Raw genomic sequence first — 18797 nt, 5'->3', positions numbered from 1 at the left:
TGTCCCCAGTACTACACCGAGCAGCGTCAGCTGCATGCCGAACTGAACGACTACGCCGATGCGCTGGTGATCAGCTCGCTGCGCTCGTCGTCGGCGAGCCGGCGAAGCGCTCCGCCAGCGCACTGATCTGCGCGCGCTCTTCACGGAGGAAAGCGAAGAACGCCTGGGCCACCGGGCTCAGGCGCTTGCCGCGCGAATGCACCACGCACCAGCTGCGATACAGCGGCAGCTCCTCGACCGGCAGCTCGCGTAAGAGCCCGCTGGCCAGCTCCAGATGCACCGCATGACGCGGCAGCAGCGCCAGGCCGAGCCCGGCCACCACGCATTCGCGCAGCGCGTCCAGTGAGGCGACCTGGGTGGTCTGGGCAAAATGTGCGCGCTTCTGGCGCAGGTAGTCTTCGCCAGCCCGGCGCGTGCCGGAGCCGGGCTCCCGCACCAGCAGGGAATAGTCCGTGAGGTCCTGCAGGGACAGCGTGGCGGCGTGACACAGCGGATGGTCGGGCGGCGCCACGGCGATGATCGGGTTGTTCAGGAAGGGCATGAACTCCAGGTCCATGTCGGTGGGCACCTGGGACATGATCAGCAGGTCGTCGCGGCTCACCGACAGGCGCTTGACCGCCTGGGCATGGTTGACCACCACCAGTTGCAGGCTGACTTCAGGGTGCAGGCGCTTGAAGGCGGCGAACAGATGCGGGGTGATGTACTTGGCGCTGGATTCCACTGCCAGGTTGAGCTGGCCCTGCAGCGAGCCCTGCAGATCCGAGAGCTGCATGTCGAGACTGTCGAGGCGACCGAAGATGTCGGTGCTGGCTCGTTGCAGTGCCTCGGCCGCATCGGTCAGGTAGAGCTTCTTGCCGAGGTACTCGAAAAGCGGTTGGCCGACCAGTTCCTCGAGCTGCCGAATCTGCAAACTGACGGCGGGTTGGGTCAGTGCCATTTCCTCGGCGGCACGGCTATAGGAATGTGTCTCGCACACAGCGCGAAATACCTGAAGCTGGCGCAATGTCATGCGCATCAGCGATTTTCGCATCACGATCTCCGCAGTTTTATTGAAACGCAGCGCCCTGGCAGCGTTGCCGGAGGTGCTGACCATTCGGCCAGATTAGTGCTGCTCAGGGCGAATCTATAAGTAATTACTTATTCTCAGGCAAACAATTATTCATTTTCAGTAATCACCCCAGCGGGCGTAGGGTGAAACGGCTCGTTGCAAATGCGAGTGATCATGACCCGCACGCGGGTCGCCTGCTCAACGATCCGAGGGAAGACAGCGTGATCAAGAAGCTGCTGATCGCCAACCGCGGGGAAATCGCGGTGCGTATCGTCCGCGCCTGTGCCGAAATGGGTGTCCGCTCGGTGGCGGTATTCTCCGAAGCCGACCGCCATGCGCTGCACGTCAAGCGTGCCGACGAGGCGCATTTCATCGGCGAAGACCCGCTGGCCGGCTACCTGAACCCCCGCAAGCTGGTGAACCTGGCTGTGGAAACCGGCTGCGATGCGCTGCATCCAGGCTATGGATTTCTTTCCGAGAATGCCGAACTGGCAGAGATCTGCGCCGAACGTGGGATCAAGTTCGTAGGCCCTTCGGCAGACGTGATTCGCCGTATGGGCGACAAGACCGAAGCGCGGCGCAGCATGATCAAGGCCGGCGTGCCGGTCACGCCGGGCACCGAAGGCAACGTCGCCGATCTTGCCGAAGCGCTGCGTGAAGCCGAGCGTATCGGCTACCCGGTGATGCTCAAGGCCACCTCCGGTGGTGGCGGTCGCGGTATTCGCCGTTGCAACTCGCAGGCAGAGCTGGAATCGGCCTACCCGCGAGTGATCTCCGAAGCGACCAAGGCCTTCGGCAGTGCCGAGGTCTTCCTGGAAAAGTGCATCGTCGAACCCAAGCACATCGAGGCGCAGGTGCTGGCCGACAGTTTCGGCAACACCGTGCACCTGTTCGAGCGCGACTGCTCGATCCAGCGCCGCAACCAGAAGCTCATCGAGATCGCGCCGAGCCCGCAGCTCACCCCCGAGCAGCGCGCCTATATCGGCGACCTGGCCGTGCGTGCGGCCAAGGCGGTGGGCTACGAGAACGCCGGCACCGTGGAGTTCCTGCTCGCCGATGGCGAGGTGTACTTCATGGAAATGAACACCCGGGTGCAGGTGGAACACACCATCACCGAGGAAATCACCGGGATCGATATCGTCCGCGAGCAGATCCGCATCGCCTCCGGCCAGCCGCTTTCGGTCAAGCAGGAGGATATCCAGTATCGCGGTTTCGCCCTGCAGTTCCGCATCAACGCCGAGGAGCCGCGTAACGACTTCCTGCCCTGCTTCGGCAAGATCACCCGCTATTACGCGCCGGGCGGCCCGGGCGTGCGCACCGATACGGCGATCTACACCGGCTACACCATTCCGCCGTACTACGACTCGATGTGCCTGAAACTGATCGTCTGGGCGCTGACCTGGGAAGAGGCGCTGGCCCGCGGTTCGCGGGCACTGGACGACATGCGCGTACAGGGCGTGAAGACCACCGCCACCTATTACCAGCAGATTCTCGCCAGTCCGGATTTCCGCAGCGGCCAATTCAACACCAGCTTCGTCGAAAACCACCCGGAACTGCTGAATTACTCGATCAAACGCAAGCCGGGCGAGCTGGCCCTGGCTATCGCTGCCGCCATCGCCGCCCACGCAGGACTGTGAGGAACGAACCATGACTGCTCAGAAGAAAATCACCGTTACCGACACCATCCTGCGTGACGCCCATCAGTCGCTGCTGGCCACCCGCATGCGCACCGAAGACATGCTGCCGATCTGCGAAAAGCTCGACCGTGTCGGCTACTGGTCTCTGGAAGTCTGGGGCGGCGCGACGTTCGATGCCTGCGTGCGCTTTTTGAAAGAAGACCCCTGGGAGCGCCTGCGCCAGCTCAAGGCGGCGCTGCCCAATACCCGGCTGCAGATGCTGCTGCGCGGGCAGAACCTGCTCGGCTACCGCCATTACAGCGATGACGTGGTCGAGGCGTTCTGCGCCAAGGCGGCGCAGAACGGCATCGACGTGTTCCGCATCTTCGATGCGATGAACGATGTGCGAAATCTGGAAACCGCGATCAAGGCCGTGAAGAAGACCGGCAAGCACGCCCAGGGCACCATCGCCTACACCACCAGCCCGGTGCATACCGTCGAACTGTTCGTCGAACAGGCGCGGGCGATGCGCGACATGGGCGTCGATTCCATCGCCATCAAGGACATGGCCGGCCTGCTCACGCCGTTCGCCACCGGCGAGCTGGTGCGTGCGCTGAAGGCCGAGATCGATCTGCCGGTGTTCATCCATTCCCACGACACGGCCGGCGTCGCCAGCATGTGCCAGCTGAAAGCCATCGAGAACGGCGCCGACCACATCGACACGGCCATTTCCTCCATGGCCTGGGGCACCAGCCACCCCGGCACCGAATCCATGGTCGCCGCGTTGCGCGGCACGCCCTATGACACCGGCCTCGATCTGGAGCTGCTGCAGGAGATCGGCCTGTACTTCTACGCGGTGCGCAAGAAGTACCACCAGTTCGAAAGCGAGTTCACCGGCGTCGACACCCGCGTGCAGGTCAACCAGGTGCCGGGCGGGATGATTTCCAACCTGGCCAACCAGCTGAAGGAGCAGGGCGCGCTGAACCGCATGGATGAAGTGCTCGCCGAGATTCCGCGCGTGCGCAAGGACCTCGGCTACCCGCCGCTGGTAACCCCGACCTCGCAGATCGTCGGCACCCAGGCGTTCTTCAACGTGCTCGCCGGCGAACGCTACAAGACCATCACCAACGAGGTGAAGCTCTACCTGCAGGGCCGCTACGGCAAGGCGCCGGGCACCATCGATGCCAAGCTGCAGCGCCAGGCCATCGGCGGTGAGGAGATCATCGACGTGCGCCCGGCCGACTTGCTCAAGCCGGAGCTGGACAAGCTGCGCCAGGAGGTCGGTGCGCTGGCCAAATCCGAAGAAGACGTGCTGACCTACGCCATGTTTCCCGACATCGGCCGCAAGTTCCTCGAGGAACGCGAGGCTGGCACATTGGTGCCGGAAACATTGCTGCCGATCCCTGACGGCAGCACCGCGACGGCCGCAGGCGGGCAGGGCGTGCCGACCGAATTCGTCATCGACGTGCACGGCGAGACCTATCGCGTGGATATCACCGGTGTCGGCGTCAAGGGCGAAGGCAAGCGGCACTTCTTCCTCTCCATCGACGGCATGCCGGAAGAGGTGGTGTTCGAGCCATTGAACAACTTCGTCGGCGGCAGCGGCGGCGGCCAGCGCAAGCAGGCCAGCGGTCCGGGCGACGTCAGTACCAGCATGCCGGGCAACGTGGTCGACGTACTGGTCAAGGAAGGCGACGTGGTCAAGGCCGGCCAGGCCGTGCTGATCAGTGAGGCGATGAAGATGGAAACCGAAATCCAGGCGCCCATGGGCGGAACGGTCAAGGCCGTGCATGTCGCCAAAGGTGACCGGGTGAACCCGGGAGAAGTCTTGATAGAGATCGAGGGCTGAGTGAAGGGTGGCGTGGCGGTCTGATCGCGCCACGCCAGCGCCATTCCGAGCGTTCTGGCTGCCTGCGCGACAGCCAGCGGAACGGACGGTGCTGGCAGTGTGTCCCCTTTGGGAGCCCATGCGGCTCCTTTTTTTTGAGCCAGTGTCTGCCAGGGACCGGTGCAATGACCAAGCTGTGGAGACTGTAGATGGGGATCGACCCAGTAGTGCTGTTCTTCGTGTTCGGCCTGTTTGCGGGCCTGGTGAAGAGCGAGTTGAAACTGCCGCCGGCGCTCTACGAGACGCTGTCGATCGTCCTGCTGCTGGCGATCGGTTTGCACGGTGGCGTGGAGCTGGCCGAGCAGGCCAGTGCGGCACTTCTGGGCCAGTCGCTGCTGGTGCTGGGGCTGGGCGTGTTGCTGCCGGTGCTGGCCTTCATCCTGTTGCGCGGCCTGCGCTTCGACCGGGTCAACGCGGCGGCGGTGGCGGCGCACTATGGTTCGGTGAGCGCCGGTACCTTCGCCGTGGTGGTGGCCTATCTGGTGGCGCGGGAAATCTTCTTCGAAAGCTACATGCCGCTGTTCGTGGCGATCCTCGAGATCCCGGCGATTCTGGTCGGCATCCTGTTGGCCAAGGGCGTCTCGCGCGATACCGACTGGAAGGAGCTGGGACGCGAGATCTTTCTCGGCAAGAGCATCATGCTGCTGCTCGGCGGCTTGCTGATCGGTGCGGTCGCCGGCAAGGACGCGATCAAGCCGCTCGAACCGCTGTACACCAGCATGTTCAAACCGGTGCTGGCGTTCTTCCTGCTGGAGATGGGGCTGATCGCCTCCGGCCAGCTCGGCTCGCTCAAGCGCTTCGGCTTCAAGCTCGCCGCTTTCGCCTTGCTGATGCCGCTGATCGGTGCGCTGATCGGCGCCCTGCTGGCGCGCCTCATGGGGCTGTCGCTGGGCGGCACGGCGATGCTCGCCACGCTGGCGGCGAGTGCCTCGTACATCGCGGTGCCGGCGGCGATGCGCCTGGCGGTGCCGGAAGCCAATCCGTCGCTGTCGTTGACCGCTTCGCTGGGCATCACCTTTCCGTTCAACATCCTGATCGGCATACCGCTCTACCTGGCCCTGGCCGAGCGGCTGATCGCCTGGGGGTTCTGAGATGAACGCGCACAACCGTACGCTGCTGACCGTGATCTGCGAGGCAGCGCTGGAACACAAGCTGGTAGGCGACCTGAATGCACTTGGCGCGCCGGGCTGGACCCTGTCGGACGCCCGTGGCAGCGGTAGCCGCGGGGTGCGCAGTGCCGGCTGGGATACCGACGGCAATATCCGCCTGGAGGTGATCTGCAGCCGCGAGATCGCCGAGCGCATCGCCGAGCATCTGCAGGCCCGCTACTACGAGAACTTCGCCATGGTCTGCTACCTGGCCGAGGTCGAAGTGCTGCGGGCCGAGAAGTTCTGACGCGCCTGTGATGCCCCTCGGCCGGTGGACGTCCACCCTGGACTCTGAATCGATGGAACCTTCGATGCACGCCCTGCTGCAGGAAATTCTCGACGATGTGCGCCCGCTGCTCGGGCAAGGTCGCGTGGCCAGCTACATTCCGGCACTGGCCGACGTGCCGCCTGACCAGCTGGGCATCGCCGTATGCAGCGCCGAGGGCGAAGTGTTCGAGGCCGGCGACGCGCAGACGCCGTTCTCGATCCAGAGCATCTCGAAAGTGTTCAGCCTGGTGCAGGCCATCGCCCATCGCGGCGAGTCATTGTGGGAGCGGCTGGGCCACGAGCCTTCCGGGCAGCCGTTCAATTCGCTGGTGCAGCTCGAGTTCGAACGCGGCCGCCCGCGCAACCCGTTCATCAACGCCGGGGCGCTGGTGATCTGCGACGTCAACCAGTCGCGCTTCGCCACCCCGGAGCTGTCGATGCGCGATTTCGTCCGGCACCTGTCCGGCAACCGGCAGATCGTCTCCGACACTCGTGTCGCCGAATCCGAATACCAGCACCGCGCGCGCAATGCGGCCATGGCTTACCTGATGCAGGCCTTCGGCAACTTCCACAACGATGTCGAGGCGGTATTGCGCAGCTATTTTCATCACTGTGCGCTGCGCATGAACTGCGTCGACCTGGCCCGCGCGTTCGCCTTTCTCGCTCGCGATGGTGCCTGCCCGCAAAGTGGCGAGGCGGTGCTGGCGCCGCGTCAGGCCAAGCAGGTCAACGCGATCATGGCCACCAGCGGCTTGTACGACGAGGCCGGCAACTTCGCCTATCGCGTCGGCCTGCCCGGCAAGAGCGGGGTCGGCGGCGGCATCGTCGCGGTGGTGCCGGGGCGCTTCACCGTCTGCGTCTGGTCGCCGGAACTCAACGCCGCGGGCAATTCGCTGATCGGCATGGCCGCCCTCGAGGCGCTGTCGCAGCGTATCGGCTGGTCCATCTTCTGACGCGCCGTCGCGGCGGCGCCTATCCTTCGAATTCCTCTGGAGAGAACCAAGCATGAATGACGACAAGAAGAGCGAAACCGCCCAGGAAGCCCTGGAACACATCGTCTCGGGTGTAAAGCGCTTCCGCGAAGAGGTCTATCCCGAGCAGCGCGAGCTGTTCGAGAAACTCGCCTACGAACAGACGCCGCGGGCCATGTTCATCACCTGTGCCGACTCGCGGATCATCCCCGAGCTGATTACCCAGAGCTCGCCCGGCGACCTGTTCGTCACCCGCAACGTCGGCAACGTAGTGCCGCCCTACGGGCAGATGAACGGCGGCGTGTCGACCGCCATCGAATTCGCCGTGATGGCGCTCGGCGTGCAGCACATCATCGTCTGCGGCCACTCCGACTGCGGCGCGATGAAGGCGGTGCTCAACCCGGCTCAGCTGGAGCGCATGCCGACGGTCAAGGGCTGGCTGCGCCATGCCGAGGTGGCGAAGATCGTCGTCGAGCAGAACTGTGGCTGCGCCGACCACAACACCCTCGGCATCCTCACCGAGGAGAACGTGGTGGCTCAGCTCGATCACCTGCGCACGCATCCCTCGGTGGCGGCGCGGTTGGCCAGCGGTCAGCTGTTCATCCACGGCTGGATATACAACATCGGGACCAGCGAGATTCGCGCCTACGATGCCGAGAAGGGCGAGTTCCGCCTGGTCGGCGACGGCCCGCTGCCGATGGCCACGCCGCGGGCGCGCTACCAGCTGAGCTGATGCGCTCCCGGGCGCTCTCGGCCTGGTGACGAGGCGCGGGGTCAGCGGCCGCCGGCCAGCGTCTTGCCGCGCTCCTGGATCAGAATAGCAGAGGTCCGGAGTCTTGCTGCAGCCGGCGTAGCCTTCGGCGATCACCTCGTCGAGCGCCTTCTGCAGGCGATTGACCACTGCGTCCGGCGTATCAGGACTCAGCGCCAGATACAGCGGTTCGCTGCGATAGCTCAGCGCTATGCGCAGCTGGCCCTCATCGACGCCCTGCAGCCGCGCGTAATGACGCCACACCGGATCGGCCACCGCCCACAGGTCGATGCGCCCGGTCAGCAGCTTGCGCAGGTTTTCGGCGTCGTTGAGGCTGTTGCTGGTGGCGATGCCTTGGCTTTCCAGGAACAGGCTGACGCTGCCGTTGGCGTGGCCGCCGATCTGGTAGCCCTGCGCCTGCTCCAGGCTGTCGAACTTCAGGTCACTGTCGGCCGGCGCCAGCAGCACGCTGGCGTGATGGGCCAGCGGCCCGACCCACTTGAACTGTCCGGCGTTCTGCGGCGTGCGCGCCACCGAGAACAGGCCGTGGGCGGGCTGCTGCCGGGTCTGCTCGTAGAGCCGGCTCCAGGGTCCGCGCAGGGTCAGGTTGTAGGCGATGCCGGCGCGGCGAAAGATGTCACGCACGGTGTCGGCATCGATGCCCTGCACATCGTCGCCGCGGGCGAAGCCCTTGCTGTTGGGCCCCATGTTGAAAGGCGGAAAGCTGTCGGTTTGCAGGGTGATCTGATAGTTGGCAGGCAGTTCGGCCTGGGCGGCGCATGCAGCGCTGATGAGCAGGACGAACAGCGCCCCGGCAGTTCGGGATCTGGCCATGGCATCGGCTCCTTGACGCTTTTCTTGTTGTTGGCGTGAGCAAGGGTAGCGGTGCTGCCGGGACATCGCCAGCCGGCCGCGCTGCCCTGCGGGGCAGCGCGCATTTTTGCCGGTGTCGTTTTCAGTCGGCCATTTCGCCGCAGAGGTCGCGGCAGAACCAGTGTTCCACCTCGGCGTGATCGAGCCCGGCGGCGAGCAGGGCGAACAGCTTGCCCAGCGCCGCTTCACGGGTCATGCCGCCGCCGGAGACCAGGCCGGCATCGCGCAGGCCGCTGCCGGTGGCATAGACGTCGAAGTCGACATGACCGCCCGGGCACTGGCTGATCGCCGCCAGCACCACGCCCTGTCGATGCGCGTGGCGCAACGCTTCGATGAATGCGGCATCGCCCGTCGGACCGGTGCCGCTGCCATAACATTCGAGCAGCAGCGCCTGGGCGCCACTGGCGACCAGCGCCTGCACCTGCGCGGCACCGACGCCGGGGTACAACGGCAGCACCACGACCTGCACCGGTCGCTGCGGCAACAGCGCCGGCGGACGCTCGCTGGCTGCTGCGGCGAGGCGCTTGCGCGGCGCCTCGGCGAAGGCGTCGAAGGCATCGCTGCGCCGTTTGCTGACCCGCGCGCCGTGCAGCAGCACGCCGTTGAAGAACAGTTGCACGCCTTGCACCTGCCCGGCCTGCAGGGCGCGCATGGCACCGAACAGGTTGGGCCAGGCATCGCTGCCCGGGCTTCCCGCCGGCAGCATGGCGCCGGTGAGCAGCACGGGAATCTCAAGATCGAGCAGCAGGAAGGACAACGCAGCGGCGCTGTAGGCCAGGGTGTCGGTGCCGTGCAGCAACAGCACCGCATCGCAGTCGCCCTGCGCCACGGCTTCGCGGACGGCGGTCGCCATCTGCAGCCAGTGCGTCGGCTGCATGTTGGCGCTGTCCAGCAGCGGTTGCAGTTCGCGGAAGGTCCAGCTCGGCAGCGGTCCGGCTTCCAGCGCCTGCTGCGCCCGCAGGCGGGCTTCGAAGCCGGAGGCCGGCATCAACCCGGCGGCGCTCTGTTGCATGCCGATGGTGCCGCCGGTGTAGAGCACCAGCAGGCGTTCGATTGATTGGTTCACACGCGCTCCTCGCTCGTTCGGCGCAGGCCATCAGGAAAACAGGCGGATGGGGCCAGCCCCGTGCGCGATCGCGCAGAGGGCTGGCCGGTCGCGTCGGAACGCTTAGCGGCGCTCGGTGGTTTCGGGCGTGGCGGACATGTTCGCCTTCCACACGGCCGGGTCGAGATCCAGGTCGGCGAAGTCCTTCGGATCGAGCACGGGTTGCTCGATGCCGGCGCGGATCTGGCGGTCGTAGTCGCGCATCAGGCGCAGGCCGACCTTGAACAGCAGGGCCACGGCGACCAGGTTGGCGATGGCCAGCAGACCCATGGTCACGTCGGCGAAGGCGAACACGGTGCCCAGGTCCTGCACCGAACCCCAGAGCACAAGGATGACCACGAGGATGCGGTAGATCACCACCGGCATGCGCTTCTCGGTGAAAAAGCCCAGCGCGTTCTCACCCAGATAGTAGTTGTAGATCAGCGTGGTGAAGACGAACAGCAACAGCGCGATGCTGACGAACACCCGGCCCCACTCGCCGACCACGGCGGCCATGGCGCTCTGGGTCAGCACGACACCGGCCTGCTCCATGCCCGGCTCGTAGACACCCGAGAGCAGGATGATCAGCGCCGTGCAGCTGCACAGGATGATGGTGTCGATGAACACCGAGAGCGACTGCACGATGCCCTGCGCCACCGGGTGCTTGACCTCGGCGACCGCGGCGACGTTCGGCGCACTGCCCAGGCCTGCCTCGTTGGAGAACAGGCCGCGCTTGACGCCCATCAGGATCGCCGCGCCGATGCCGCCGGCGAACGCCTGCTCCAGACCGAAGGCGCTGCGCAAGATCAGGCCGAAGGTTTCCGGCACCGCACTGAAGTTGCTGCCGATGACGAACAGCGCCATGCCCAGGTAGGAGAACGCCATGACCGGCACCAGTACGTCGGCCCACTTGGCGATGCGGCGGATGCCGCCGAAGATGATGCCGGCGATGACCAGCGTCAGGGCGATGCCGCTGGCCACGGTCGGCACGCCGAAGGTGTCATGCAGCGAGCTGGCGACGGTGAACGACTGCACGGCATTGAAGCCGAAGCCGAAGGTCATCAGCAGCAGGATCGAGACGACGATGCCCAGCCAGCGCTGGCCGAGGCCGTGCTGGATGTAGAAGGCCGGGCCGCCGCGGTAGGTGCCGTCCGGCTCGCGACGCTTGTACAGCTGCGCCAGCGAACACTCGAAGTAGCTGGTCGCCATGCCCACCAGCGCCACCACCCACATCCAGAAGATCGCGCCCGGGCCGCCGAGCATGATCGCCACCGAGACGCCGGCGATGTTGCCCGCGCCGACGCGGCCGGCGACCGAAAGCATCAGGGCCTGGAAGGAAGAGAGCTGTCCCGGCTGACGCTCGAAGGCGTGGCCGAAGATGCTGAACATGTTGCCGAAATAACGGAACTGGACGAAGCCGGAGCGAATCGTGAAGAGCAGGCCGAGGCCGATCAGCATGACGATCAGCAACTTGCTCCAAATGAGGTCATTCAGAAGGTCGAGCATGGCAATGTTCACCTTGTTGTCGTTGTTAGGGTGTCGGCGCGCGCCGCTGCGCCGTGCAAGCGAGGGATGTTTCAACAGTAGCGTCGACAGGACAATTTCGCAGGTGGCCGCGATGTGGCGCGACCTGATGCTAGAATGGCGGCACTCGCGCCACCCTCAGGGCATCCCCGTGACCTCCCACCTCGCCGAAAACCTCAAGTTGCTCTGCAGTCACTATCGCTCGATTGCCGAGGTGTGCCGCAAGCTGACCATCAATCGGGCGCAGTTCAACAAGTACCTGGGCGGGCAGAGCCGTCCCACGCCGTTCAACCTCAAACGCATCGGCGACTTCTTCGGTGTCGAGGGCTATGAGCTGGAGATGCCACCCGAGCAGTTCGTCCGGCTGGTCGGGGCGCGCCATCCGGAAGCCCAGGCGCTGCCACGGACCGATCCGCTGCTGGCCCTGCTGCAGCCGCTGCGCGAGCACGCCACCAGCCTGTCGCGCTACTGCGGCTACTACTTCGAATACGCCAACTGCATGTCGGTGCCGGGCAGCATCCTCATCTCGCTGGTGCATCTGCGCGAGGAGAACGGCCTGTACCTGTTCGAGCGCCAGGAGCGCCAGGAACGTGCCAGTCCCACCCTCGGGCAGGCCGAGGACTGGGTGCGCTGCCGCTACCTGGGCGCCGCCTTCGGTCTGCAGGACCGGCTGTTCCTGATCGACTACGAATCGCTGACGCTCAACGAGATGAGCCAGACCATCCTCATCCCCAGCTTCAAGAGCCGCATCACCCGGCTCAACGGCCTGAAGACCGGTGTCTCCTCCGGCGACCGCCGCACGCCGGCGTGCACTGCGGTGGTCTGGGAATACCTGGGCCGCGAGATCAACCGGGTCAGCGCCTATCGCCAGGTGATGCTGTACAGCCCGGACGACCCGCGTATCGACCCGGACATCCGCGAGCGCCTGGCGACCCCGCATGTGGAGAACGGGCTGTTTGGCATCGAGTGAGGACGCTCAGAGCAGCTGGCGGCACTGGATGAAGCCCGAGCGCTCGGCGATGCGGTCGTAGAGCATGCGCCCTCTATAGTTGCTCTCCTGGGTCAGCCAGTGGACGCGCTCGGCGCCGGCGGCTGCGGCCTGGGCATAGACGTGCTCGATCAGCCCCCGGCCGATGCCCGTGCCGCGCGTGCCCTCGGCCACGTAGAGGTCCTGCAGGTAACAATAATCACCACGAGTCCAGCAGCTGCGATGGAAGATCCAGTGCACCAAGCCAATGGCGTGGCCGTCATGCCAGGCCTGCGCGGCATGCATCGGTTCGGCCGGATCGAGGAAGCGCTGCCAGGTGAGGTCGCTGGTTTGCTCGGGAATGTCGGCGGAATAGAAGCGCTGGTAGCCCCGCCAGAGGTCGTGCCAGGCGGCGTGGTCGGCGGCGGTGATGGGGCGGATCTCAAGCACGGTGCGTTCCTCGACAGTTGGTAGTGGACATGCGCGCGGCAAGCGCCTGGTCGCGCGGCTCAGGCGAGGCGGTCAGGCCCTGGCGAACTCCGTCCTGGTCGGCCGGCGAGCGGTTCTGCCCGAGCTTCCACTTGCCCTTCAGTTGGCGAATCGGCAGGGCGAAGCCGACGATGGCGCGCAGCATGGCGTCGAGGTAATCGGCGGGTGCATCGCCTACGGCCCAGGGCTGTGGCCGGCTGGCTTCATGCCGGTCGCTGAGGCGGCTGACGATCCGTAGCAGGCTGTCGCGCTCCTCGATCAGCTGCACCGGGCCGCGAGCATGCACGGCAATGTAGTTCCAGGTCGGCACGACCTTGCCGTGCTCTGCTTTGGCCGGGTACCAGCTGGGGCTGATGTAGGCGTCGGGGCCGCTGAACACGGCGAGCGCTTCGCTGTCTTCCCGCAGCTCGCGCCAGTGCGGGTTGGCCCTGGCGAAGTGACCGTAGAGGGTACCTAACTCGCCTTCGTCGGGTTCCAGCAAGCAGCGGCAGGTGGCTGGCCTGCACGCCGTCCGTGCCCGCGCTGGCCAGCAGCGCGAATGGCATCGCCCGAATCTGGCGGTGCAACTCGCCAAGATCGTCCTGGCGGAATGAGGCGGGCAGGTACATGGCATCTCTCCGAATACGGTTTTGCCATGCTAGGCAGGATATTGGCCCGCTGTAAGATCCATTACCTGTGACCTCGATAGAGCCAATGCGCCCTATGCCGACCATACCTCCGTTGCCCGTCGATCTTTCCGGCATTCGTCTGGAGCGCAGTCAGGGGCTGACGCGTCAGCTTTATCAGACCCTGCGCGAGCGCATCCTCGATGGTCGTCTGGCTGGAGGGAGCCGGCTGCCGGCCAGTCGCGATCTGGCGGCATTGCTGGCGGTGTCGCGCAACACCGTTACCCGAGCGTTCGATCAGCTCTATGCCGAGGGCTACATCGAAGGTCGGGTTGGCGATGGCACCTACGTGGTGGAGCTCGGCGGCGCGCGGTCGCTAGCGCAGCCGGCTGCTTCCGGACCGGCTACGACCGAGGCACTGTTGCGCCTGCAGCGCCATCACCTGGCGCCGCCGGTGAGCGGTGCGCCGCGGGCCTTTCGCATCGGTGTGCCGGCCTTCGATCTTTTCCCCTTCGACATCTGGGCGCGGCTCATGGCGCGTTTCTGGCGCAAGCCATCGCCGGCGCTCCTGGGCTATGGCGACCCGGCGGGTGAGCCTGCCTTGCGCGAACTGGTAGCGGCCTACCTGCGCAGCAGTCGCGGGCTGAACTGCGATCCGTCCCAGGTGGTGATTACCTGCGGTGCGCAGCAGGGCATCAGTCTGTGCGCCCAACTGCTGGTGCAGCCAGGCGATCGGGTGGCGCTGGAAAATCCGGGCTACCGCGCCGCCGGTCATGCCTTTGCCGTGGCGGGCGCCGAGCTGTGCGGCGTCGCGGTAGACGGCGAGGGGTTGGACACCGCCGCGCTTGCGCAGATCGAAGGTTGCCGGCTGGCCTATGTCACGCCGTCGCATCAGTATCCGACCGGGGTGACGCTGTCGCTGGCACGGCGTCTGGAACTGCTCGCCTGGGCCGAGCGCAACGAGGGCTGGATCGTCGAGGACGACTACGACGGCGAGTACCGTTACAGCGGCACGCCGCTGACCCCCTTGGCGGCGCTGGACCGGCAGGGGCGGGTGCTCTACGTCGGCACCTTCTGCAAGATCGCCTTCCCCGCGCTGCGCCTCGGCTATCTGGTGTTGCCTCCCGGCCTGGCCGAGGCGTTTGCCCGCCGCCGCGCGCTGGATATGCGTCACTCCGATCCTGGCAGCCAGGCGGTGATGTCCGAATTCATCGCCGCCGGGCATTTCCAGCGCCACGTACGCCGTATGCGCCAGGCCGCCCGGGCACGCCGCGACACCCTGCTGCAGCACTGGCCAGAGGCGATAGCGGGTTGCGCGGCTTTGCCGGCAGTGGAAGCTGGGCTGCATCTGTGTGTGCCGGTGCACAGTCAGGCCCGCGAAGCGGAGCTGGTGGCCGCGGCGCGAGCGGTCGGGGTGGAAATGAACGGGCTGGCCGACTACTGGCTGGACGGTCAGCCGCCGCAGGACGCGGCGGGCGGCCTGGTGCTGGGTTTCGCGGCGGTTCCGGAGATGGAAATCGTCGCCGCGTTGCAACGCTTGCGACGTGCCTGGGACCTGCCGTGCTAGCGACAGATCCCAGTACGGTCCTCACTCCTTATTGCTGGCGTCGTAGATTGCGCGGTCGAGCTCCTGCTCGCTGCGGCCGACCAGCGTGGTGGTCATCAGGTCGCCGGCGACGTTCACCGTTGTGCGCGCCATGTCGAGGATGCGGTCGATGCCGGCGATCAGCGCCACGCCTTCCAGCGGCAGACCGGCGGCGGTGAGCACCAGGCCGAGCATGATCAGCCCGGCGCCGGGGATGCCGGCGGTACCGATGGAGGCCAGCGTCGCGGTGAGGATGATCATCGCGTACTGCCCGGCGCCGAGGTCGATGCCGAAGGCCTGGGCGATGAACAGTGCGAGCACGCCCTGGTAGATCGCCGTGCCGTCCATGTTGATGGTCGCGCCCACCGGCAACACGAAGCCCGCCACACCCTCGGACACGCCGAGGTTCTTGCGCGCGCATTCGATGGAAACCGGCAGGGTGCCGGAGCTGCTCGAAGTACTGAAGGCCACCGCCAGCGCGGGGGCGATGCCCTGGAAGAAACGCAGTGGGTTGAGCCGCGCCAGCAGGCCGAGCAGCCCGCCGTAGACCAGCAGCACGTGGGCGATGCTGGCCAGGTAGATCACGCCGATCACGCCCGCCAGCGGCAGCAGCACTTCAGCGCCGTGGCTGCCGACCACGCCGGCGGTCAGGGCGAAGACGCCGATCGGCGCGACGCGCATCACCAGGTCGGTGAGCTTGTAGAAGCTCTCGGCGAGCGCATCGAACAGACGCACCGCCGGCGCGCCGCGCTCGCCGATCAGGTTGATGCTCACGCCCAGGGCGATGGCGAAGACGATGATCTGCAGGATGTTGCCCTCGGCGAAGGCGGTGACCGGGTTGGCTGGCACCAGGCCGACCAGAATGGACACCAGCGAGGGCGCCTGCTTGGCCTGCTCGCTGCCGCTGGCGACCATGTTCATCCCTTCGCCGGGGCTGAACAGCGCGCCGAACAGCAGGCCGATGCTGACCGCGAAGGCGGTGGTCACCAGGTAGATGGCGATGGTCTTGAGACTGATGCGGCCGAGCTTGGCGCTGTCCTGCATCGAAGTGATGCCAGCCACCAGCGAAACGAACACCAGCGGCACGATGAGCATCTTGATCGCATTGAGAAACAGCGTGCCGATCGGTGCCAGCAGCTGCGCATCCGCACTGAAGGCCATGCCGGCGGCGACGCCGAGGAGCAGGCCGATGAGGATCTGCTGCCAGAGCGGCAGGCGGACGAGCAGGCGCAGGGGAGCGGAGAGGGTCGTACTCTGAGTCATGGGTTTTCCTGTTGTTTTTATTGTGCGAACGGGCCGGGCTGGCGGCCCGTAAAGCGAGCGCCCGACGTCGGAGTCGGGCGCAGGGGAGCGATCACACCACCAGCGGTGCCAGGCGTGGCGCGATCATGTTTTCCGGGCGCAGGATCTCGGCCAGCATGGCGTCGTCGAGCAGCCGTTCTTCGCGCACCAGCTCCAGCACGCTGCGGCCGCCGAGCAGGGCCTCGCGGGCCAGGCGGGTGCTGTTGTCGTAGCCGATGTAGGGATTCAGCGCGGTGATCAGGCCGATGGAGCTTTCCATCAGCTCGCGGCAACGGTCTTCGTTGGCGCTGATGCCCTCGATGCAGTGCTCGCGCAGCATGTCCATGGCGCGTTGCAGCAGGCGGATCGAATCGAACAGCTTGTAGGCGATCAGCGGCTCCATGACATTGAGCTGCAGCTGCCCGCCCTCGGCGGCCATGGTCAGCGCCAGGTCGTTGCCGATCACTTCGAAAGCGACCTGGTTGACCGCTTCCGGAATCACCGGGTTGACCTTGCCCGGCATGATCGAGCTGCCCGGCTGGCGCGGCGGCAGGTTGATCTCGTTGAAGCCGGTGCGCGGCCCGCTGGAGAGCAGGCGCAGGTCGTTGCAGATCTTCGACAGCTTCACCGCCAGGCGCTTGAGCATGCCGGAGAACAGCACGAACGAGCCCATGTCCGAGGTGGCTTCGATCAGGTCGGCGGCCTGGCGCAGCGGCTGGCCGCTGATCTCGGCCAGGCGCTGCACGGCGATGGCCTGATAGCGCGGGTCGGCATTGATGCCGGTGCCGATGGCGGTGCCGCCGAGGTTCACTTCCAGCAGCAGCTCCGGGGCGAAGCGGCGCAGGTGTTGCAGATCCTCGCCGAGGGTGGTGGCGAAGGCGTGGAATTCCTGGCCGAGGGTCATCGGCACGGCATCCTGCAGCTGGGTGCGGCCCATCTTCAGCACATGGGCGAAGGCGTGGCCTTTGCCGGTCAACGCTTCGCAGAGGCTGTCGAGGCTGGCCAGCAGGGTGTCGTGGCCGAGCAAGAGGCCGAGGCGAATCGCGGTGGGGTAGGCGTCGTTGGTCGACTGCGCCATGTTCACGTCGTTGTTCGGGTGCAGGAACTGGTATTCGCCCCTGGCGTGGCCCATGGCTTCCAGGCCGAGGTTGGCGATCACCTCGTTGGCGTTCATGTTGGTCGAGGTGCCGGCGCCGCCCTGGATCATGTCCACCACGAACTGCTCGTGGTACTCGCCGCGAATCAGTCGGGCGCAGCCCTGGCTGATGGCCACGTGCTTGGCTTCGGGCAGGTAGCCCAGCTCGCGGTTGGCGTCTGCCGCCGCCTGCTTGACCATCGCCAGGGCGACGATCAGTTTGGGGTAATGCGACAACGGCACGCCTGAGAGGCGGAAGTTGTGCAAGGCGCGCAGGGTCTGAATGCCGTAGTAGGCGTCGGAAGGAACGGGGAGGGTGCCAAGCAGGTCTTTTTCGACCCGCGATGATGCAACTTCGGACATGATGGTAATGTGGCTTCGCTAGGCGCAGGCAGTGCTGCAGTGCGCCTAAAGTAAGGTCTGCGGTCTGTTCGAGGCCAATGCCGTTGCTGGCTGGCTCATGCCGAAACGGCATAATGTTGGTGTGACTTCCCGCTCGTCGCCATCGTATGAGGGCCCTTTCACGTGAATCTGGAAACCAAGTGGCTGGAGGATTTCGTCGCCCTCGCGGCGACTCGCAGCTTTTCCCAGGCAGCGCAGCGCCGCTTCGTCACGCAGCCGGCGTTCAGTCGGCGCATCCGTTCGCTGGAAGAGGCGCTCGGCCTGCAGCTGATCAACCGTTCGCGCACGCCGATCGAGCTGACTGAGGCAGGCCAGCTGTTCCTCGTCAGCGCACGCAACATGGTCGAGCAGCTCGGCGAGGTGGTGCGCCACCTGCACCATGTCGAAGGCCAGCAGGGCGAGGTGCTGCAGATTTCCGCGGCGCACTCGCTGGCGCTGGGCTTCTTCCCGGCGTGGATCGCCGGTCTGCGCCACGATGGGCTGAACCTGGCTACCCGACTGATCGCCACCAACGTCGGCGAGGCGGTGCATGTGCTGCGCGAAGGCGGCTGCGACCTGATCCTCGCCTACTACGATCCGGATGCCGCGCTGCAGCTCGACCCGGAGCTGTTCCCTTCGCTGCACCTGGGCCGTACCGAGATGCTGCCGGTCTGTGCAGTCGGCGCCGACGGCGTGCCGCTGTACGACGTCGACAGCGGCCAGACCGTGCCGTTGCTGGCCTACAGCGCCGGCGCCTTTCTCGGTCGCTCGGTGAACCTGCTGCTGCGCCAGCGCGCGCTGCGTTCGACCACCGTCTACGAGACGGCCATGGCCGACAGCCTGAAGAGCATGGCGTTGCAGGGGCTGGGCATCGCCTGGGCGCCGCGACTGAGCGTCGAGCCCGAGTTGCAGCGCGGCGAGCTGGCGATCTGCGGCAGCGAGCAATGGCGCGTGCCGTTGGAAATCCGCCTGTATCGTTGCTCGCTGATGCGCAAGGGCGCAGTGCGATTGCTCTGGCGAAGGCTGGAAAACCGTACCGCGGAAGCCCAGCGACAGGCAGGCGAGGCGGCGGGTTAAAGCGCTCTGCGCAGCCGTCGCCAGCGCCTGCTGAGAAGGCGGTGACCGCTAGCTCGTCGTCGCGAGCGCGATGGTATGATCGCGGCCTTGCCGCGCCTACTGCTTAT

15 protein-coding genes and 2 pseudogenes are annotated in these 18797 nt (G+C 66.0%); 9 read left to right on the top strand and 8 right to left on the bottom strand.

The genetic code is table 11. The features are described from left to right. Nucleotides 1-70: 70 nt before the first annotated feature. Nucleotides 71-1015 carry a LysR family transcriptional regulator gene (locus P5704_012655; GenBank protein ID WOF81220.1) on the bottom strand — a complete coding sequence of 315 codons (945 nt, stop codon included), beginning with the start codon at nucleotides 1013-1015 and terminating at the stop codon, nucleotides 71-73. A 254-nt stretch (nucleotides 1016-1269) separates the two neighbouring features. Here P5704_012655 and P5704_012650 point away from each other — a divergent pair, with 254 nt between their 5' ends. The 6 genes from P5704_012650 to P5704_012625 all read left to right on the top strand — a co-directional run bounded on the left by P5704_012650 (nucleotide 1270) and on the right by P5704_012625 (nucleotide 7671). Further along, nucleotides 1270-2685 carry an acetyl-CoA carboxylase biotin carboxylase subunit gene (locus tag P5704_012650; GenBank protein WOF76929.1) on the top strand — a complete coding sequence of 472 codons (1416 nt, stop codon included), beginning with the start codon at nucleotides 1270-1272 and terminating at the stop codon, nucleotides 2683-2685. Between the two features lie 10 nt (nucleotides 2686-2695). After that, nucleotides 2696-4513: a sodium-extruding oxaloacetate decarboxylase subunit alpha gene (gene oadA, locus P5704_012645; GenBank protein WOF76928.1), complete on the top strand. Its 1818-nt coding sequence runs from the start codon at nucleotides 2696-2698 to the stop codon at nucleotides 4511-4513. Between the two features lie 188 nt (nucleotides 4514-4701). Continuing rightward, nucleotides 4702-5643, top strand: coding sequence for a sodium-dependent bicarbonate transport family permease (locus tag P5704_012640; GenBank protein WOF76927.1), 942 nt, complete (start codon nucleotides 4702-4704; stop codon nucleotides 5641-5643). A gap of 1 nt (nucleotide 5644) precedes the next feature. Beyond that, nucleotides 5645-5947 carry a transcriptional regulator gene (locus P5704_012635; protein WOF76926.1) on the top strand — a complete coding sequence of 101 codons (303 nt, stop codon included), beginning with the start codon at nucleotides 5645-5647 and terminating at the stop codon, nucleotides 5945-5947. A gap of 64 nt (nucleotides 5948-6011) precedes the next feature. Further along, the gene (glsB, locus tag P5704_012630; protein WOF76925.1) at nucleotides 6012-6920 is read left to right on the top strand and encodes a glutaminase B; all 909 of its coding nucleotides are present in this window, start codon (nucleotides 6012-6014) and stop codon (nucleotides 6918-6920) included. Nucleotides 6921-6972: 52 nt separating this feature from the next. Continuing rightward, on the top strand, nucleotides 6973-7671 hold the full coding sequence (locus P5704_012625; protein ID WOF76924.1) for a carbonic anhydrase: 699 nt from the start codon (nucleotides 6973-6975) through the stop codon (nucleotides 7669-7671). Between the two features lie 41 nt (nucleotides 7672-7712). On the opposite strand, the pseudogene P5704_012620 reads toward P5704_012625, so the two are convergent. From P5704_012620 to P5704_012610, 3 genes and pseudogenes are all read right to left on the bottom strand, one after another. Beyond that, nucleotides 7713-8523, bottom strand: a pseudogene (locus P5704_012620) (ABC transporter substrate-binding protein). Between the two features lie 121 nt (nucleotides 8524-8644). Continuing rightward, complete coding sequence (locus tag P5704_012615; protein WOF76923.1) at nucleotides 8645-9628, bottom strand: asparaginase; 984 nt, start codon at nucleotides 9626-9628, stop codon at nucleotides 8645-8647. Between the two features lie 102 nt (nucleotides 9629-9730). Next, a complete protein-coding gene (locus tag P5704_012610; GenBank protein WOF76922.1) occupies nucleotides 9731-11152 on the bottom strand; it encodes an alanine/glycine:cation symporter family protein in 1422 nt (473 codons plus the stop codon). Between the two features lie 169 nt (nucleotides 11153-11321). Between P5704_012610 and P5704_012605 the strand changes: the two genes are divergently transcribed. Then, nucleotides 11322-12140, top strand: coding sequence for a helix-turn-helix transcriptional regulator (locus tag P5704_012605; protein WOF76921.1), 819 nt, complete (start codon nucleotides 11322-11324; stop codon nucleotides 12138-12140). 6 nt (nucleotides 12141-12146) lie between these two features. Here the strand turns inward: P5704_012605 and P5704_012600 are convergent, their stop codons facing one another. Together P5704_012600 and P5704_012595 are read right to left on the bottom strand one after the other, a co-directional pair. Beyond that, a complete protein-coding gene (locus tag P5704_012600; protein WOF76920.1) occupies nucleotides 12147-12587 on the bottom strand; it encodes a GNAT family N-acetyltransferase in 441 nt (146 codons plus the stop codon). Then, nucleotides 12580-13234 (bottom strand): annotated as a pseudogene (locus tag P5704_012595) (FMN-binding negative transcriptional regulator). The gene P5704_012600 and the pseudogene P5704_012595 overlap by 8 nt, the downstream one beginning before the upstream one ends. A gap of 94 nt (nucleotides 13235-13328) precedes the next feature. Here P5704_012595 and P5704_012590 point away from each other — a divergent pair. Further along, a complete protein-coding gene (locus tag P5704_012590) occupies nucleotides 13329-14798 on the top strand; it encodes a PLP-dependent aminotransferase family protein (GenBank protein WOF76919.1) in 1470 nt (489 codons plus the stop codon). 21 nt (nucleotides 14799-14819) lie between these two features. Here the strand turns inward: P5704_012590 and P5704_012585 are convergent, their stop codons facing one another. Continuing rightward, a complete protein-coding gene (locus tag P5704_012585) occupies nucleotides 14820-16079 on the bottom strand; it encodes a dicarboxylate/amino acid:cation symporter (protein WOF76918.1) in 1260 nt (419 codons plus the stop codon). Nucleotides 16080-16170: 91 nt separating this feature from the next. Next, the gene (locus P5704_012580) at nucleotides 16171-17595 is read right to left on the bottom strand and encodes an aspartate ammonia-lyase (protein ID WOF76917.1); all 1425 of its coding nucleotides are present in this window, start codon (nucleotides 17593-17595) and stop codon (nucleotides 16171-16173) included. 162 nt (nucleotides 17596-17757) lie between these two features. Between P5704_012580 and P5704_012575 the strand changes: the two genes are divergently transcribed. Continuing rightward, nucleotides 17758-18690: a LysR substrate-binding domain-containing protein gene (locus tag P5704_012575; protein ID WOF76916.1), complete on the top strand. Its 933-nt coding sequence runs from the start codon at nucleotides 17758-17760 to the stop codon at nucleotides 18688-18690. The last annotated feature ends 107 nt before the right edge of the window (nucleotides 18691-18797 follow it).

The sequence above is a fragment of the Pseudomonas sp. FeN3W genome (genome assembly GCA_030263805.2).
GTDB classification, from domain to species: domain Bacteria; phylum Pseudomonadota; class Gammaproteobacteria; order Pseudomonadales; family Pseudomonadaceae; genus Stutzerimonas; species Stutzerimonas stutzeri_G.
This window is presented reverse-complemented; position numbering and strand designations above follow the sequence as displayed.